Consider the following 18,556-nt stretch of genomic DNA (forward strand, 5'->3'; position numbering starts at 1 on the left):
GGAGATCTTCGATGGCTCTGAAGTTTTCGGCGCTGTTGCGCGGTGCGCTGGCCGTGGCCGCGTTGACCGCGGCCACCGTGCCACCGCTCGCGGCGGCCGACGCCGACACCATGACCCCGGACGTGGTCCCGGTCTCCGACCGGCAGTGCGCGCCGGGGGAACGGGCCGCCAGCCTGGCCGCCGACCAGCAGCGGGTGCTCGCCCGGCTGGGTCACCTGCGGGTGCTGAACGGCATGGACGACGTGGTCCAGTTGGCCGCCCTCGGCGGATGGGGCCCGGACTCGCACGGCTGGGTGCAGTATCACGACGTCGGCGTCGGATTGCTGAATCTGCCGCGCTCCCTGGACATCATCGCCCGCGGGATCGACGGCGTCACCGCCGGGACCACCGCCCGCGACTCGGTGGTCAGCGGTGAACCCACTGGGCTGTTCTACCGGTCGCTCGCGCCGAATCCGGTCTACGACGACGCCTACATGCCCTCGTTCCCCTACGAGCTGGTGGGGTGGTTCTACGGCGCCGTCTACACCCCCGGCATCACCCCGATCGAGAACGGGCTGTGCGTGTACCCCACCGACTGGGGCTTCCACGAGCGCGGCGTGCACGCCTTCCCCAACTTCGACATGGTGATGCAGCCGCCGCCCGAGCCGTGGATGGGCGCGGATCCCGGCACCATCCCACCGGCACTGCCGAATCCGCCGGGACTGGTGCATCCGCGCGCCTGGGATCTGCACATCTGGCTGGTGCCCGGGGGTGACACCCCGATCACCGGCGGGCTCGACACCGCGCAGACGATCGCGGGCCACGACGGCGGCATCCCCGAGTCGTTCCCCTACCCACAGGGACCGACCGCGGTGGGACCGGATCTGCCCGAGCACCACGGACATTGACGGCAGGCCGCGGATGACGAACGAAACGGCGATCGAGACGACGGTACTGGTCGTCGGCGCGGGTGTCGGCGGGCTGACGGCATCGATCTTCCTGTCCAACCTGGGTGTCGATCATGTGCTCGTCGAGCAGCGGCCGGAGCCGGCGCGACTTCCCAAGGCGCACTACATGAATCACCGCACCATGGAGATCTTCCGGCAGCACGGGATCGCCGGGGACTTCGAGGCCGCGGGTGCGCCGCTGGACAAGTTCGGCAAGGTCTGCTGGCAGACCACCCTCGCCGGGAAGGGCCCGTTCGACGGCCGGGTGATCTACGAGATGGACGCCTTCGGCGGCGGTGACCTGCGCGAGTACTGGTCGGCCGCGAGCCCGGTGGCGGCGACGAACCTGCCGCAGATCCGCTCGGAACCGTTGCTGCGCAAAGCGGCCGAGCGGCGGGCGCCGGGCCGGATCCGGTACGGGCACGAACTGGTCGACTGGACCGAGCACGAGGACCGGCTGGTCGCCACCGTGCGCGATGCCGCGGGCGGGACCCACACGGTGGCGGCGAAGTACCTGATCGCCGCCGACGGTGGCCGCACCGTCGGGCCGCGGCTGGGTGTGCGCTTCGACGGGTGGCCGAAGTTCCATCACGTCACCACGGTGCACTTCAGCGCGGATCTGTCCCGCTGGCAGCGCGACGGCGCGTTGCTGACCTACTTCGTGAATCCGAAGCAGCCCGGCCTGTCCGGGGCCACGCTGGTCGAAATGGGGCCCACCTGGGGATGTTTCAGCGAGGAATGGGGTCTGCACTTCACCACCGGTCCCGACGATCCGGCCCGCTCCGATCGCGAGGCGGTGCTCGCGCGCATCCGCGACACGCTCGGGCTGCCGCAACTGCGGGTACGGCTGCACAAGGTCAGCAACTGGACCGTGGACGCGGTCAACGCCCAGAGTTACCGCAGCGGAAGGGTTTTCCTCGCCGGGGACGCCGCGCACAAACTGCCGCCGGCGGCCGGGCTGGGTTTGAACACGGCCGTCCAGGACGTGCACAACCTGGCCTGGAAGATCGCCGCGGTGGAACGCGGGCACGCCGGCGCCGAACTGCTGGACACCTACGAGCCCGAGCGGCGGCCGATCGGCCGGCGCAATCTGGACTGGGCGGTGGGGATCATCGCGAACTCGGAACTGGTCAGCGAGGCCGCGCTCGGACTCGGCCCGCACGTGCCGGAATGGATGCGGCCCACCTTCTTCAACACCTACTTCGAGGATTCGGTGCGTGGCCGGACCGCCCGCGCTCGCGCGGCCGAGGTGTTCCGCACCCACCGGATCGACTGCCAGGCACTGGATATCGAGCTCGGCGCGGTCTACGAGCAGGGCGCGCTGATCCCGGACGGCACGCCCGCCCCCGAGACCGAACCCATGGGGGACAAGATGTTTCCCGTCACCCGTCCCGGTCACCGGCTGCCACACGCCTGGATCGACCGCGACGGAACCCGCGAGTCGACGCACGATTTCGTCGGCATCGACGGATACACGCTCATCACCGGCGCGGCCGGGCAGCCGTGGCGCGAGGCCGCGCGCCGGCTGCGCGAACGCACCGGCCTGCCGCTGGAATCGGCGGTTCTCGACTCGGGCGCCGACGCCTCCGGCGCCTGGGACCGGGTTCGCGACATCGGCGACGACGGCGCCCTGCTGGTCCGGCCCGATCACTACGTCGCCTGGCGCCGCACCGACGCGGCCGCCGATCCCGAAGCCGACCTGGCCCGGGCAATCCAACGAATCACCTTCCGCTGAAACGGGAACGGAGTCACAACCATGGCCGACACGTCCTACGACACCATCGTCATCGGCGGCGGGCCCGCCGGGTGCGCGTACGCGCTGACCATGCATCGGCGTGGATACTCGGTGCTGCTGCTGGAGAAGGTCGAGTTCCCGCGCTTCCACATCGGGGAATCCTTCCTGCCCTACACCACCGAGATCCTGGACCAGATGGGCTATCTGGACGCGGTGATGGCCAAGCCCTACGCCTACAAGCCCGGCGTGGAACTCACCGGTATGGCCGGCGGGGTGCGGCGCATCGACTTCGGGGACATCGGTGACGACCGGCGCACCTGGGCGATCCAGGTCGAGCGGGCCGAGTTCGACAAGACACTCCTCGACGAGACGGCCGCGGCCGGTGTGCAGGTGCTGCAGGAGGCCACCGTCACCGGGGTCGATGTCGTCGACGGCCGCGTCACCGGCGTCACCTACACGGTGAACGACGAAACCCACCACGCCACAGCGACGTTCGTCGCCGACGCGTCCGGCCGCGCCGGTGTCGTCGCCAAGCGGCTGAACCTGCGGGTGGCCGACAGCCGGCTGAAGATGGCCGCCGTGTTCAAGCACTACGGCAACCTCGACGAGAGCCAGAATCCGGGCGTCGAGGGCGACACCCAGCTGGGCATCCACCCCGACGGCTGGATGTGGGGCATCCCCCTGAAGTCGGACACCATCAGCATCGGCGCCGTCGCCCCGATGGCGATCCTGCAGTCGGACCGGCCGGAGAAGGTCTTCGACGAGCATCTGGCCCGCGTCCCGCGGATCCAGCAGCGCCTGCGCAACGCGACCGTGGTCCGGGAGCTCAAGGGCGAGCGCAACTTCGAGTACCACTCCGAAACCCTCGCCGGCCCCGGCTATTTCCTCGTCGGCGACGCCGGCAGCTTCACCGACCCGGTGTTCTCCGGTGGTGTGCTGCTGGCGATGGCCACCGGCCGCAAGGCCGGCGAGCTGGCCGCGGATCGCCTCGACGGCGCCCGCACCGAGGCCGAGATCGCCGAGACCTACAACGCCTTCTTCAAGACCGGATACGAGACCTACTACCGGCTGATCTGCGCGGTGTACGACGACCGGCAGCCGATCATGGGCCAGGTCATCCTGGACCTGGCCGCCGATCTCGACCCGAAGTGGCACGTGCGGTTGGTCAGCGGTGATTTCTGGACCGGCGCCAGCCCGCTGGTGAACCGGTTGCGCGAGGAGAAGGACTGGAGCCTGTTCGCGCCGTTCGATCTGCTCACCGACTGCCCGATCTACCCGGATCCGGTCGTGGTCTAGCGAAAGGTGTTGCGATGCCGTCCTTTCTGGAGCTGACGGTCCATTTCTTCCTGGAGATGGCGATCATTCTCGCGGTCTACCGGCTGGTGTGGCTCGTGTTCAAGCGCCTCGGGCAGGTGCAGGTCGTCGCCATCATGGCGGCCGGCTTCCTGCTCGGGCCCTCCGTCTTCGGGGCGGTCTGGCCGGGGGGACAGCGGTGGCTGTTCCCCACCACCGTGGCCATCGGGGACCACACCATTCCCCATCCGTCGCTGACCGTGATGTACGTGCTCGGTCAGCTGGGCCTGGTGCTCTACATGTTCCTGGTCGGGACGTCGTTCCGGACCAAGATCCTGACCGAGCACTTCCGGGTCGCGGGGATCACCGCGTCGGCCGGCGTGGTGGTGCCGATGATCCTCGGCGGCGCAACGGGTTTCCTGCTCGTCGGCCACGGTGATTACTTCACCGGCAAGGTCCACGCCTGGCAGGGCGGCCTGTTCCTCGCCGCCGCGGTGGCGATCACCTCATTTCCCATGTTGGCGTGGATCATTCACGATTCGGGTCTGCACAACACCCGGCTCGGGACGATGGCGCTGGCCGCGGCGGCCTCGGACGACGCGGTGTCCTGGCTGCTGCTGGCCACCGTCGTGGCCAGCACCAAGAGCAACATGAACGGCGCGGTGCTGGCCCTGGCCGGCGGTGTGGGGTTCGTGGTGTTCATGCTGGTGGTCGGCGCGCGGCTGCTGCGCGGGCTGGATCGCTGGGGCGAGCGGGAGATGCGGGGCGAATCCGGTGTGGCACTGCCGGTCGGTCCCTTCATGGTGATGCTGCTCGTGTTGCTGGTCAGTGCGTGGTTCACCGACTGGGTCGGGGTCTACTCGGTGTTCGGCGCCTTCATCGCGGGCGTGGTGATGCCGCGCGGACGGCTGCTCGAGGCCGTGCGCGAACGCACCGAGCCGATCGTGTCCCATCTGCTGCTGCCGGCGTTCTTCGTGTTCACCGGCCTCAACACCAAGCTGAGCCTGCTGTTCCATCCGGCGGCGCTGGTCGTCGCGGCGATCGTGCTGGTGGTCTCGTTCGCCGGCAAGTTCGGCGCGGTGACCCTGGCCGCCCGCTCGCAGGGAATGAGCTGGCGCGAGGCGGGTTCGATGGGTTCGCTGGCGAACGCGCGCGGGCTGATGGAACTGGTGCTGCTGAACGTGGGGCTGACCGAGGGCCTGATCACCGGTTCGCTGTACACGATCCTGGCACTGATGACCATCGTGACGACCTTCGTCGCGACGCCGATCTACCGCATGTTCGAGCGCAGCGCGTGGAAGAACGGCCTGGTCTTCGGCGCGAACGGGGAGACGGCCAAGGCGGAGCCGGCCTCCGTCCCGGTCACCTGATCCGAGCACGGAAAAGGCCGTGCCGCCCGGTTTTCCGGGCGGCACGGCCTTTTCGCCGTCGGCTCATTCCGCGAGATACACACCCTGCCGGACCAATTCGCGCTGCACCACGCGCACCGGCGGGTGCGTGCCGTGCAGTGCGTACAGCGCGGCGCCGACCCCGGCGGCCTGGCCGGTGGCGAACGCCGTGCCCATGACCCGCAGGGACGCACCGGCATACCGGTCGGCGTCGACGGTGCGCCCGGCGGCGAACAGATTGCCGGTGTCGATGCTGTGCAGTACGCCGAAGGGGATGTCGTAGAAGCCGTCGCCGGCGATGAACTGCCACTGCGGCGGCAGGCCCGGACCGGGATGGTACTCGATCGGCCACGCGCCCAACGCGATCCGATCCTCGTGCCGGGCCCCGGACAGTACCTCCGCGGTGCCGAGCCGGCCGCGGCCGATGATGTGGCGGGATTCCCGGGTGCCGATCTCCGGTCCGGTGGCGACGATGTACGCGTCACCGCAGCCGGGCAGAGTGCGCAGCACCGCCAGGTATTCACCGGCCTGCGCGCGTGCGCTCATCTCGGCCCGGGTGAGTTCGGCGGCGTCGCGGGCGTCGTAGCCCTCGTCGACCACGTAGGTGACGATGTCGCCGGAGATCGGCAGTCGCGCGACCAGTCCGCGCTCGGCGGACAGCGGCGCGCCGCGCCGCTTGGCGCCGGCGATCGCGACGGCGAGGGTGTCGCGGGTGACCTCGGCGTGCGGCGGGATACCACCGAAACGCACACCGAGCGTACCGTTCTGGATGTACCCGTCGTTGCCGTACCGCACCGCCGCCCCCGCGAAGGCCGCGAGATCCGCCTCCCCGGTGGCGTCCACCCAGGCGGTGGCCCGGATCGTGTGCACGCCTTGATGATCCGCGATCAGCGCGGTGTCGATCCCGCGCTCACCACGGGTGGCGTCCACCAGCTGGCTGTCCAGCCGGATCCGCACGCCGGTGTCCACGCACAACTGATCGAGGACCCGTTTCACCGATTCCGGGTCGAAAACCACGGTGACGGAGGTGAACCGGGTCGGCGGGCTGACCGCGGACCTGGCCCGCAGCGCCCGCAGGATCTGATCGGCCACTCCGTACACCACCTGTTGCGGCGGCTCCTGCCGGGTGTAGATCCCGCAGTAGGTCAGCACGTTCCGCATCGTGGCCGCGCCGCCCAGGCACGGCCCGCGTTCCACCAGCAGCGTGCGCGCGCCGGCGCGGCGGGCCCCGACGGCGGCGGCCACCCCGGCCGAGCCGCCGCCGGCGACGACGACGTCGTACTCCTCTATCGGATTCATACTCGCCTTCCCGATCGTGTTCCGATCAGGCGCGCAGTCCGTCCGCGCGCCGGTCGATGAGGTCGAAGATCTCGTCGTCCCCGGCGATCTCGATGAGTTCGGCGGTGGCGTCGCCGCCACGACGCCGCATCGCATCCGCGAGCCGATCGGCCAGCCGCTCCAGATCGGTTCGGGCGGCGCCGGATTCGACCAGCCGGTCCAGCAGTCGCTCCGCCTCGGCCACCAGATCACCGGCGGGTTCCGGGCGGGCGAGCACGCTGTGCAGATGCGTCGCCAGCGCGACCGGGGTCGGATGATCAAAGATCACCGTCGGCGAGAGGGTCACACCCGTCGAGCGGCGCAACTGATTGCGCAACTCGACGGTGGTGAGCGAGTCGAAACCCAGGTCCGCGAACTGCTTCTCGTGATCGAGGGTGCGCCCGGCGCCGTGGTCGAGCACCGTCGCCACATGCCCGGCGATCAGATCCAGCAGCAGCCGGTGCTGATCGGCGGCGCTGCGGCCGGTGAGCAGTCCGGGCAGATCCGCGGGCGCGGCGGCGGGCGCCGCGGCGCGGCGGGTGCGGACCAGCGTCCGCAGCAGCGGCGGCGGATCCGTCACGGCGGTGACGTCGAGGTGGATCGGAACGGCCGTGGCGTGCCCGCCGCGCAGCGCTGCGTCGAACAGGTCCAGTGCCTGTTCGTGGCTCAGCGCGTGGAAGCCGCCGCGCCGCATCCGGGCGAGGTCGCGCTCGCCGAGATGCGCACTGACGGTGCTGGATTGCGCCCACAGGCCCCACGCCAGCGACAGGCCCGGCAGTCCACGATGCCGGCGGTGGCCGGCGAGCGCGTCCAGATAGGCGTTCGCCGCGGCGTAGTTGGCCTGCCCGGCCGTACCGAGAACGCCTGCGGCCGAGGAGAACACGACGAATCCGGCGAGATCGCGCCCGGCGGTGAGCCGATGCAGCTGCCAGGCCGTGGCCACCTTGGCCGGGAGCACCCGATCCAGATGCGCGGCGGTCTGATCCGCGAACAGCGCGTCGTCGACGGTGCCCGCGGCGTGGATCACCATCGTCAGCGGGCGGTCCGCGGGCACGTCGTCCAGCAGCCGGGTCAGGGCGCGGCCGTCGGAGGTGTCGCAGGCGACGATCTCGGCCCGCGCGCCGAGGCCGTCCAGCTCGGCGGCGAGTTCCGCGGCGGCGGGCGCCGCCGGACCGGATCGCCCGGCCAGCAACAGATTCCGCGCGCCGTACGCGGTCACCAGATGCCGGGCCATCGCCCGGCCGATCATGCCGGTGCCGCCGGTGACGAGGACCGTGCCGTCGGGATCGAGCGCCGGCGGCCAGGTGAGCACCACCTTGCCGATGTGCCGCGCCTGCCCGAGGTGCCGCAGCGCGGCGACCGCGTCGCGCACGTCCCAGCCGGTCAGCGGCGGCGGGGTCAGGATGCCGCGCTCGAACAGCGTCACCAGTTCGGTGAGCATCTCGCGGATCCGCTCCGGGTCCACCTCGGTGATAAGGAACGAGTGATAGTCGACGCCGGGATGCGCCGCGGCGACGGCGTCCCGATCGCGGATGTCGGTGACACCCATCTCCACGAACCGCCCGCCCGGGGACAGCAGCCGCAGCGAGGCGTCCACGAAATCGCCCGCGAGCGCGTCGAGTACGACATCGACTCCCGCTCCGCCGGTGGCCGCGCGGAACTCGTCCTCGAATCCCAGCGTCCGGGAGTTCGCGATGCGGTCCGCGCCGAGGCCGCGCTCGCGCAGCACATCCCACTTCCGTGGACTCGCCGTGGCGTAGATCTCCGCACCCCAGTGCCGGGCCAGCTGCATCGCGGCGGTTCCGACACCGCCGGTGGCCGCGTGGATCAGCACCGATTCGCCCGCGCGCAGTCCGGCCAGATCGGCCAGCGCGTGGTACGCGGTGAGGAACACCACCGGCACCGCCGCCGCCTGCCCGTACGACCAGCCGGCGGGGATCGCGGTGACCAGCCGCCGATCGGTGGTGACGGTCGACCCGATCCCGTCGAACAGGCCCATCACCCGATCACCCGGCGCCAGATCGGTGACGGCGGAACCGGTTTCGAGCACGATGCCGGCACCCTCGCCGCCGAGCGCGGCGCCGGGATCGGGATACATCCCGAGGCCGATCAGCACATCGCGGAAGTTCACCCCGGCCGCCCGCATCGCGATCCGGACCTCCAGCGGGCCCAGCGGTGGTACCGGTTCCGCGACCGGTTCGAGCCGGACCGAGTCGATGGTCCCCGGCACGCCGACGATCAGCCGCCAGGGGTCACCGCGCAGGAGATCCGGCGCGTCGGCGGCGGGTGCGCGGGTGAGCCGGGGCGCGTGCAGTACGCCGTCGCGGACGGCCAGATCGGGTTCGGCGGTCGCCAGCGCACGCGCGATCACCGCGTCGAGTTCGCGACCCTCGTGGAAACCCGGGTCCAGATCCAGCAACACGATGCGCTCGGGGTATTCGGCCTGGGCGCTGCGCAGCAGTCCGCGGACCGCCGCCGCGGCGAGGTCCGGATCCTCGACCGCCGGATCGAGCGCCGCGGCCGCGCGCGTGACCACGACCAGCGGGGCATCGGTGGTCTCGGCGAGCAGCAACTGCACCCGATCCAGCACCCGCGCCAGCAGGTCGCGGACGACCACGGGTCCGTCGCCGGCCGTAAGTGCTTGTACCGCGGCGGATCCGTTTCCAGGAAGCGCGGGATCGGCCGGGGTCCGGGGAATCTCGTCGACCCGGAGCACCATCGGAGCAGGCCCGGCGTACGGGGCCGGTTCGTCGGTGAGCGCGATCCAGTCGACCGTGTAGAGCGGGTCGCGGCCGCGGCGGATGTTCGCCCGAACCGGCGAGGTGGGTGCCGGTCGCAGCTCCAGCTCGTCGACGGTGGCGACGAGCCGGCCCTGCGGATCGGTGAGGGTGAGCGCGATCCGGTCCGCCGCCGCGGCCGACATTCGGACGCGCAACTCGGTCGCGCCGACCGCGTCGACGACGACACCGTGCCACGCGAACGGTAGGAGCGTTGTGCCGGAACCACTCTCGGTCGCAGTGATATCGCGGCCGGGGTGGCCGTCGGCGTTCTCGGCGCCGGCGCCGGCGCCGGCGCGCGCACCGATGCCGCTGTCCAGGCCGCCGCCGAGGGCTGCCGCCGCGTGCAACGCCGCATCCAGCAGCGCGGGATGGATCCGGTAGCCGGTGACATCGACATCCTCGGGCACGGTCACTCGCGCCACCAGATCCGTTCCGTCGCGCCACAATTCGCGTAGGCCACGGAACGCCGGACCGTAGTCCAGGCCGGATTCGGCCAGCTGCCGGTAGATCTCGTCGGTCTCGACCCGGACCGCCCCCGGCGGCGGCCACGCCGTGGCCGTTCCGGCGGGCCGGGCGCTCGTGCTCGCGGTGACCGTGGCCTCGGCGTGTACCGTCCAGGGCTCGTCGCCGGTGCGCGCCGCGACCGACACCGGATGATTCCCGGTGGCGTCCGCCGGCCCGACCCGGACCTGGATCGCCACCGATTCCTCGGTCGGCGACAACGGGGCGTTCACCACCAGGCTCACGATCCGATCGGCGCCGACCTCCTCGGCCGCACGCACCACCAGATCGACGAAGGCCGTGGCGGGCAGCAGGATTCGATCGCCGACCCGATGGTCGGCGAGCCACTCGTGGCCGCCGGTGGACAACCGCCCGGTCAGCACCACGGACTCACCGTCCGGAGCCGCGACCACCGCACCGAGCAGCGGATGCCCGGCGGCGGACAGTCCGGCGCTGTGCACGTCGGCGCCCGCCGCACCGGCGTCGAGCCAGAACCGTTGCCGCTGAAAGGCATAGTTCGGCAGATCGACCACCGCCGCGCCCGGCAGCCGTGCGGCCCAGTCCACCTGCGCGCCGGCGACGAACGCCTCCGCGAGCGCCGTGGTCACGGATTCCGGCTCGGGCCGGTCCCGGCGCAGCGTGGAGACGACCGTGGCGCCGCCGTCCGCGTCGGCCACCGCCGACGAGAGGGCCGCGCCGGGACCGGTTTCCAGGAAGAGGGTGACCCGCCCGCGCTCCCGCAGCCAGCGTGCGCCGTCGGCGAAGCGGACCGGTTCGGCGATGTGCCGGACCCAGTAGCCGGGACTGCGCAATTCGTCGGGGTCGGCGAGTTCGCCGGTGAGGTTCGAGACGATCGGCACGGTCGTCCGCCGGAAGGTGAGTGTTGCGCAGACAGCGGCGAACTCGTCGAGCATCGGCCGCATCCGCGGTGAATGGAAGGCGTGGCTCACCCGTAGGCGCCGAATCGAGAAGCCTTGCGCGGCTGCTAGTTCCGCGATCTCGTCGATGATCGGTTCGTCGCCGGACACCACCACCGCGGCGGGACCGTTGATCGCGGCGATTCCGGCCCGCTCGGACCGCCCGGTCAGCAGCCCGCGCACCGCCTCCTCGCCGGCGGCGATTGCCAGCATCGCCCCGCCCGCGGGCAGCCGCTGCATCAGCCGGCCGCGCGCGGCGACCAGTGTGGTGGCGTCGGCCAGCGACCACAGCCCGGCCAGATACGCGGCGGTCACCTCGCCGATCGAATGACCCAGCAGGAAAGCGGGTTCCACACCCCAGGAGCGCAGCAGCTCGTACAGCGCGACCTCGACGGCGAACAGCGCCGCCTGGGTGCCGTCGGTCCGGTCCAGCAGCGCCGCCTCGGCGGAATCCGGTGTGGCCCAGACGATATCGCGAACCGGCCGATCGAGTTTGGGATCCAGTGCGGCACAGACCTTGTCGAACGCGGCCGCGAACACCGGATACCGTTCGTACAGTTGCGAACCCATCCCGAGCCGCTGGGAACCCTGCCCGGGGAACAACATCGCGACTCGGGCCTTCGGCGCGGCCGTACCGGCCACCACTCCCGGCGCGGGCTCGCCCGCGGCCAGTGCCGCCAGCCGCGCGGACAATTCGTCCCGGTCGCCGCCGATCACCACCGCCCGCGGCCCGAAGTTCGCGCGGGTCGTCGCCAGCGACAGACCGAGATCGGCGAGGTCCGCGTCCGGATGAGCGGCCAGGTGCTCGCGCATCCGGCCGGCCTGGCCCGCGACCGCGGCGGCCGTATGCCCCGACAACGGCCAGGCGACCGGCAGCAGCGGGGCGGCGGTATCCGACACCCGGATGTCGTCGCGCCCGGGAGATTTCGAGGCCGGGCCGCTCTCGGGTTCGGGAAACTGTTCCAGGACGATGTGCGCGTTGGTGCCGCTGATCCCGAAGGAGGACACCGCGGCCCGGCGCGGGCCGCCGGTCTCGGGCCACGGCTGTGGCCCGGTCGCGAGCCGCACCGGTCCCGCGGACCAGTCCACGTGCGGCGACGGCTCGTCCACGTGCATCGTCGGCGGTACGACGCCGTGCCGCATCGCGAGGATCGTCTTGATCACCCCGGCGACCCCGGCCGCCGCTTGGGTATGTCCCACATTGGATTTCACCGAGCCGAGCCACAGCGGGCGGGTCCGGCCGCGGCCGTAGGTCTCGAGCAGCGCCTGGATCTCCACCGGATCACCGAGCCGGGTCCCGGTGCCGTGTCCCTCCACCACATCGATGTCGCCGGTGCGCAGTCCCGCCGACGCCAGCGCCTGCCGGATCACCCGCTGCTGGGCGGGACCGTTCGGCGCGGTGAGCCCGTTGGAGGCGCCGTCGGAGTTGACCGCCGACCCGCGCATCACCGCGAGGACTCGATGCCCGAGACGCGTTGCGTCCGAGAGCCGTTCGAGTACCAGCACGCCGACACCCTCGGCCCAGCCGGTGCCGTCCGCGGCGGCCGCGAACGCCTTGCACCGCCCGTCCGGCGCGAGCCCGCCCTGGCGGGCGAACTCGGCGAACACCTTCGGCGTCGCCATCACCGTCACCCCGCCGGCCAGCGCGAGCGTGCATTCGCCCTGCCGCAGCGCCTGCGCCGCCAGATGCATGGTGACCAGCGACGAGGAGCAGGCGGTGTCGACGGTGACGGCCGGGCCGTGCAAGCCCAGCGCGTAGGCGACCCGGCCGGACACCACGCTGGCCAGGCTGCCGGTGCGCAGATGGCCCTCCACCCGCTCCGGCACCGTCGGCAATCGGTCCGCGTAGTCGTGGTACATCACGCCCGCGAACACCGCGGTCGGTGAACCGCGCAGCGCCAGCGGATCCAGCCGCGCGTGTTCCAGTGCCTCCCAGGACACTTCGAGCAGCAGCCGCTGCTGCGGATCCATCGCGAGCGCCTCGCGCGGCGAGATGCCGAACAGGTCGGCGTCGAATTCCAGTGCGTCGTCGAGGAATCCGCCGACACGCGGATAGTCGCCACGTTCGGATCGGTCGTCGGTCCGCCAGCCGCGGTCGGACGGGAAGTCGCCGATCGCGTCGCGGCCCTGCGACAACAGCTCCCACCAGTCCGCCAGGGTGCGCACCCCGCCGGGGAATCGGCAGCTCATCCCGACGATCGCGATCGGCTCGGACAGCTGGGCGGACAGCCGCGCGTTGTCCTGGCGCAGCCGATCGCGCTCCACCAGGGTATTGCGCAGCGCCGCGACGAGCTCGGGATCGGGTCCGGTCATCGCCGGCCACCGTCCTCACCGGCGACGCCGCGGGATACCCGCTGCCCGAACACACTTCGGAAGTCCTCGTCGGTCTGGCTGTCGTCGGTGACGACGACGCCCTCCGCGCCGAAGAAGTCGTGCCCGTCGGTCCAGAATCCGCCCTCGTCCGCCGCGCCGGCGTCGGCGGGCGCCGGCTCGCCGTTGCTGTAGGCCAGCCGGATCAGGTTCGCCACATCCATCGACCGGATCGCGGCGTCCCCGTCGCCGTTCCCGGCCGGGGCCGCCTCGGCCGCCTCCTGTTCCGAATCTGTCTGCGTGGCGAGCAGTTTCGCGTGCAGGTGCGCGGCGAGCGCGTCCGGGGTCGGATGGTCGAACACCAGCGTCGCGGGCAGCCGCAGCGCGGTCGTGTCGACCAGCCGGGTGCGCAGTTCCATACCGGTCAGCGAGTCGAAACCCAGTTCCGCGAAGGTGCGATCGGTGTCCGGGACCTCGTCGGTGTGCCCGAGGACCGCGGCGACCAGTTCGGCCACCAGATCGTGGATCAGCTCGCGCCGCCCGGTGGCGCTCAGCGCCGCGAAACGCGCGGGGAAGGAGAAGGTTTCGGGCGCGCGCTCGACGGTCTCGCGACGCGTCGCGGCCAGGCCGCGCAGCGGCGGCGCCACCCGGTCGTCCAGGCGGGTCCGGTCCAGGGCCACCAGCACCGGGTCGGGATCGTCCGCGGCGCAGGCGATGTCGAACAGGGCCAGGCCCTCGGTGTCGGCCAGCGCCGCGATCCCGCCGCGGGCCAGCCGTGCCCGATCGGCGTCGGTCAGGTGATCGGACACCCCGGTCCGGCGCGACCACAGTCCCCAGGCCAGTGCCGTGCCGGGCAGGCCGCGTTCCTGGCGATGCCGGGCGAGGGCGTCGAGATAGGCGTTGGCGGCGGCGTAGTTGGCCTGCCCGGCCGCGCCGAGCACCCCGGCGACCGACGAGAACAGCACGAACGCCGACAGATCCAGATCCTCGGTGAGCTCGTGCAGATTCCACGCGCCATCCACCTTCGGCCGCAGCACCCGGTCGAACTGGCCGGGTGACAGCGTTTCGAGCAGTCCGTCGTCGGCCACCCCGGCCGCGTGCACCACCGCCGTCAGCGGGCGGTCGCCCGGGATCGATGCGAGCACGGCCGCCAGGGCGTCACGATCCGCGATATCGCATCGGGCGGTGGTCACCGGGATGTCGATACCGTCGGTTTCGATCGGGCCGCGTCCGAGCAGCAGCAGATGACCGACGTCGCCGCGGGCGGCGAGGTGCCGGGCCACCAGTCCGCCGAGCCCGCCGCCGGCGCCGGTGACGAGGACGGTGCCGTTGGCCCGCCACGGGGTCCCGGTCGGCGCCGAACCGCCCGGGGCCAGTCGTGGCACACGCAATTCGCCTGCGCGCGAGACGATTTGAGGCTCATCGATCGGCAGTGGTCCGGCCGGATCGCCGTCGGTGTCGAGCAGCAGGAACCGGCCCGGGTGTTCGGACTGCGCCGACCGGACCAGTCCCCAGACGGCCGCGGCCGCCGTGTCGGTGCCCGGCCCGCCCGGCAGGGACACCGCACCGCGGGTGCGGATGCCGAGCATGCCCTCGTCGGCCTCGGCGAGCCAGGACCGGATGCGGGTGAGGGTGGCGTCGAGGGCGGCGCGCACGCCGGCCGGATCCGGTCCGTGCTCCGGCAGGTCGAACCAGGCCAGGTCCGACCAGTGCAGCCGCCCGGAGCCGGACCCGCCGACCGGCACCCAGCTCAGCAGGTAACGGTCGTCGTCCCGGGCGCCGGCGAGGGCGGCGGGGGTGATCGGCCGCAGCACCAGCAGATCCGCCGAGAGCACCGGCCGGTCCGCCGCGTCGACGACCTCGAGGGTGGCCTCGTCGACGCCGATGTCGGTCAGCCGCGCGCGCAGCGGTCCGGTGGCGGGCCCGTGGCTGCGCACACCACGCCACGAGAACGGCAGCCGGGTCGGCCCCTCGGTCGCGGCCAGCGGGTGCAGCGCGGCGTCGAGCACCGCCGGATGGATCAGATAGCCGGTGGGGTCGATTCCCGCGGGCGTCTCGATGTCGGCGAACATCTCGTCGCCGCGCACGTACAGCGCGCGGGTGCCGCGGAAGGCCGGCCCGTAGTGGTATCCGGCGGCGGCGAGCGCGCCGTAGCGCTCGTCGAGATTCGCGGGCTCCGCGTTGTCGGGCGGCCAGCTGCGGATCCGCGCCGGTGGCGGTGGCACGAACCGGGCGGACAAGGTGGCCTCCGCGTGCCGGATCCACTGCCCGTGCGGCGTCCGGCGCGAGTGCACGGTGAGCGTGCGCTCGCCGCCGCGGCCGGGCGCGCCGAGGATCGCCTGGATATCCAGTTCCCCGGAATCGGGGATCAGCAGCGGTTCGAGCAGGGTCAGCTCCTCGACGCGATCCAGCCCCGCCCGCCCGGCCGCCAGCAGCGCCATGTCGAGAAAGGCGGTGGCGGGCAACAACGTTGCCCCGTGCACGACGTGATCGGCCAGCCAGGGGTTGTCCGCCCGGGACACGCTGCCGGTGAACAGCACGACGCCGTCGGCCAGCGCCAGCCGGCGGTCCAGCAGCGGATGCCCGGTCGGTTCGCCGGCTCGGGTGACCGTGGTGGCGCCGGCGTCGAGCCAGTACCGGCGGCGCCGGAACGCGTAGGTCGGCAGTTCGACGCCCGCGTCCGGGGCGTCCGGGTACCACTCGATCGGCGCGCCCGCGGTCTGCGCCGCGGCCAATCCGGCGATGACCGCCGGGGTTTCGGCGATCCGCCCGGGCAGCAACGGGGCCGCCGTCGCCTCCGGGTCGGCGGTGAACGCCTCCCGCGCCAGCGCGGTGAGGGTGCTGCCGGGACCCGCCTCGACGAACACCCGGACCCCGTGCTCGTCGCGCAGGCAGCGCAGGCCGTCGAAGAAGCGGACCGGCCGGCGCACCTGCTCGACCCAGTACTCCGGATCCCGCAGCCGGGCCGGATCGGCAAGGGCGCCGGTGACATTCGAGACGATCGGCAGCACCGGCTCGTGATAGGTGATCGAGCGGCACACCTCCGCGAACTCGGTGAGCATCGGTTCCACCAGCGGGGAATGGAAGGCGTGCGCCACCCGCAGCCGGGAAACCCGGCGCCCCAGCCGTTCCAGGGTCGCGGCGAGTTCACCGATCATGGCCTCGGTCCCGGACAGCACGACGGCGGCGGGGCCGTTGATCGCGGCCAGCGACACCGCATGCTCCCGGCCGACCAGCAAGGGCGTCACCTTGTGCTCGGCGGCCGCGACCGCGATCATGGTGCCGTGCCCGGGGAGCCGGTCCATCAGCCGCCCGCGCGCGGCGACCACGGCGACCGCGTCCGGCAGGGTCCAGATCCCGGCCAGATGAGCGGCGGTGAGCTCGCCGATGGAATGCCCGATCAGGAAATCCGCTCGCAGGCCGAGGGATTCGGCCATCCGGTACAGCGACACCTCAACGGTGAACAGCGCGGCCTGGGTGTACCCGGTGCGGCCGAGCAGTTCCGCCGCGGCGGTACCCGGCTCGGCGAAGATCACCTCGGCGAGCGGGGTGTCGAGGTACAGGTCGAACGCGGCGCAGATCTCGTCGAAGGTCCGCGCGAAAACCGGGTGCGCCGCATGCAGTTCCCGGCCCATGGCGACCCGCTGCGCCCCCTGGCCGGGGAACATCACCGCGGTCCCGCCACGCTCCGGGGTGTCCGGCGCCGCGGCGACGCCCTGCACCACCGCGGGGGAGCGGCCACCGGCGGCCAGCGTGGTCAGCGCCGCCAGCAACTCGCCGCGGTCGTGCCCGAAAACCACGGCGCGACGGGCGAATCGGGTGCGGGCGGCCAGCGCCCGGCCGATCCCGTCCAGCGGCAGATCGGCGTGGTCGCGGACGTGCTGTGCCAGGGCCGCGGCCTGCGCGGCGAGCGCGGCCTCGGTACGGGCGGACAGTTCCCAGACCACCCAGGGCGACAAGGGATTCGGCGGCGGCGCCGCGGAAACCGGTGCGGCGGCGGGCGCCTGCTCCACGATCAGGTGCGCGTTGGTGCCGCTGATGCCGAACGACGACACCCCGGCGCGGCGCGGCCGCCCGGTCTCCGGCCACGGCCGGGCCTCGAGCACCGGCCGGACCGCGCCGGCGGACCAGTCCACGTGCGGCGTCGGCGAATCGACGTGCAGGGTGGCCGGTACCGTGCCGTGCCGCATCGCCATGATCATCTTGATCACCCCGGCCACGCCCGCGGCGGCCTGGGTGTGACCGAGATTCGACTTCACCGAACCGAGCCACAGCGGCTCGGCCTCACGCTCGCCGAACACCTCCAGCAGCGCCCGCGCCTCGATCGGATCGCCGAGCGTGGTGCCGGTGCCGTGGCCGTCCACGACATCGATCTCGCCGGGCTGAAGTCCCGAGGCGGCCAGCGCCTGCCGGACCACCCGCTGCTGGGCCGCACCGCTGGGCACGGTGAGCCCGGCCGCCGCGCCGTCGGAATTGACCGCCGATCCGCGCAGGACCGCGTACACCCGGTGCCCGAGCCGACGCGCGTCCGAGAGACGTTCCAGCACAAGGATTCCGGCGCCCTCGGCGAAGCCCGTGCCGTCCGCCGCGGCGGCGTACGACTTGCAGCGGCCGTCGCGGGCCAGGCCGCGCTGCCGGCTGAACTCGACGAAACTGGCGGGCGTCGACATCACCGTCACCCCGCCGGCCAGCGCCAGCGAACACTCGCCGCCGCGCAGCGCGTTCGCGGCCTGGTGCATCGCGACCAGCGAGGAGGAACAGGCGGTGTCCACCGTCACCGTCGGCCCGGAGAAGCCGAACGTGTAGGCGATCCGCCCCGACAGCACGCCCGCCGCGCTGCCGGTGCCCAGTTGCGCCTCCAGCTCGCCCGGCACCTGCCGCAGGCGGCTGGCGTAGTCGTGGTACATGGCCCCGACGAAGACTCCGCAATCACTGCCGCGCAACGAGTTCGGGTCCAGGCCGCCGTGCTCCAGCGCCTCCCAGGTCACCTCCAGCAGCAGCCGCTGCTGCGGATCGGTGGCGGTGGCCTCACGCGGGGAGATCCCGAAGAAGTCGGCGTCGAAATCGAAGGGGGCGTCCAGGAATCCGCCGGCCTCGGCGGTCACCGTGTGCGGCTCGTCCGGATCGTCGCCGAGCAGGGCCGCCGGATCCCAGCCGCGGTCGGTGGGGAAGGGGCCCGCCACATCCTCCCCGGCGGCCACCAGGTCCCAGAGTTGTTGCGGCGAACGGATGTTCCCGGGATACCGGCACCCCATCCCGACCACCGCGATCGGTTCGTTGTGCGCGGCCTCCAGCCGCTGCAACTGTGCCCGTGTCTCCAGCAGCGCGGTGGTCGCGCGCTCGAGGTAGCGGCGCAACGTCGCCTCGTCGGTCATGATTCTCCTCCGCG

At 72.2% G+C, this 18,556-nt stretch carries 7 protein-coding genes; 4 read left to right on the top strand and 3 right to left on the bottom strand.

Annotated elements, in window-relative coordinates:
- Positions 1–11: 11 nt before the first annotated feature.
- Genes NRB56_RS06690 through NRB56_RS06705 form a run of 4 tightly spaced genes read left to right on the top strand, consistent with a single transcriptional unit; the run spans position 12 to position 5,324 of the window.
- Entirely contained in the window at positions 12–887 is an 876-nt protein-coding gene (locus tag NRB56_RS06690; RefSeq protein WP_153339676.1) for a hypothetical protein, read from the top strand.
- A gap of 13 nt (positions 888–900) precedes the next feature.
- Positions 901–2,661: an FAD-dependent monooxygenase gene (locus NRB56_RS06695; protein WP_153339677.1), complete on the top strand. Its 1,761-nt coding sequence runs from the start codon at positions 901–903 to the stop codon at positions 2,659–2,661.
- 21 nt (positions 2,662–2,682) lie between these two features.
- Entirely contained in the window at positions 2,683–3,957 is a 1,275-nt protein-coding gene (locus tag NRB56_RS06700; protein ID WP_153339678.1) for an NAD(P)/FAD-dependent oxidoreductase, read from the top strand.
- Between the two features lie 14 nt (positions 3,958–3,971).
- Positions 3,972–5,324, top strand: coding sequence for a cation:proton antiporter (locus tag NRB56_RS06705; protein WP_153339679.1), 1,353 nt, complete (start codon positions 3,972–3,974; stop codon positions 5,322–5,324).
- A gap of 63 nt (positions 5,325–5,387) precedes the next feature.
- Here the strand turns inward: NRB56_RS06705 and NRB56_RS06710 are convergent, their stop codons facing one another.
- Genes NRB56_RS06710 through NRB56_RS06720 form a run of 3 tightly spaced genes read right to left on the bottom strand, consistent with a single transcriptional unit; the run spans position 5,388 to position 18,542 of the window.
- Positions 5,388–6,641, bottom strand: coding sequence for an FAD-dependent oxidoreductase (locus NRB56_RS06710; RefSeq protein ID WP_153339680.1), 1,254 nt, complete (start codon positions 6,639–6,641; stop codon positions 5,388–5,390).
- Positions 6,642–6,666: 25 nt separating this feature from the next.
- Positions 6,667–13,170, bottom strand: coding sequence for a type I polyketide synthase (locus tag NRB56_RS06715; RefSeq protein ID WP_153339681.1), 6,504 nt, complete (start codon positions 13,168–13,170; stop codon positions 6,667–6,669).
- The gene (locus tag NRB56_RS06720; protein ID WP_194290753.1) at positions 13,167–18,542 is read right to left on the bottom strand and encodes a type I polyketide synthase; all 5,376 of its coding nucleotides are present in this window, start codon (positions 18,540–18,542) and stop codon (positions 13,167–13,169) included. The genes NRB56_RS06715 and NRB56_RS06720 overlap by 4 nt, the downstream gene beginning before the upstream one ends.
- Positions 18,543–18,556 lie beyond the last annotated feature (14 nt).

The organism is Nocardia aurantia, assembly GCF_009604425.1.
GTDB lineage: Bacteria > Actinomycetota > Actinomycetes > Mycobacteriales > Mycobacteriaceae > Nocardia > Nocardia aurantia.

Bases quoted from the DNA above. Each gene is read 5' to 3' on its own strand.
- NRB56_RS06705 (WP_153339679.1), top strand. From the start codon at position 3,972: ATGCCGTCCTTTCTGGAGCTGACGGTCCATTTCTTCCTGGAGATGGCG.
- NRB56_RS06715 (WP_153339681.1), bottom strand. From the start codon at position 13,170: ATGACCGGACCCGATCCCGAGCTCGTCGCGGCGCTGCGCAATACCCTG.
- NRB56_RS06695 (WP_153339677.1), top strand. From the start codon at position 901: ATGACGAACGAAACGGCGATCGAGACGACGGTACTGGTCGTCGGCGCG.
- NRB56_RS06720 (WP_194290753.1), bottom strand. From the start codon at position 18,542: ATGACCGACGAGGCGACGTTGCGCCGCTACCTCGAGCGCGCGACCACC.
- NRB56_RS06690 (WP_153339676.1), top strand. From the start codon at position 12: ATGGCTCTGAAGTTTTCGGCGCTGTTGCGCGGTGCGCTGGCCGTGGCC.
- NRB56_RS06710 (WP_153339680.1), bottom strand. From the start codon at position 6,641: ATGAATCCGATAGAGGAGTACGACGTCGTCGTCGCCGGCGGCGGCTCG.
- NRB56_RS06700 (WP_153339678.1), top strand. From the start codon at position 2,683: ATGGCCGACACGTCCTACGACACCATCGTCATCGGCGGCGGGCCCGCC.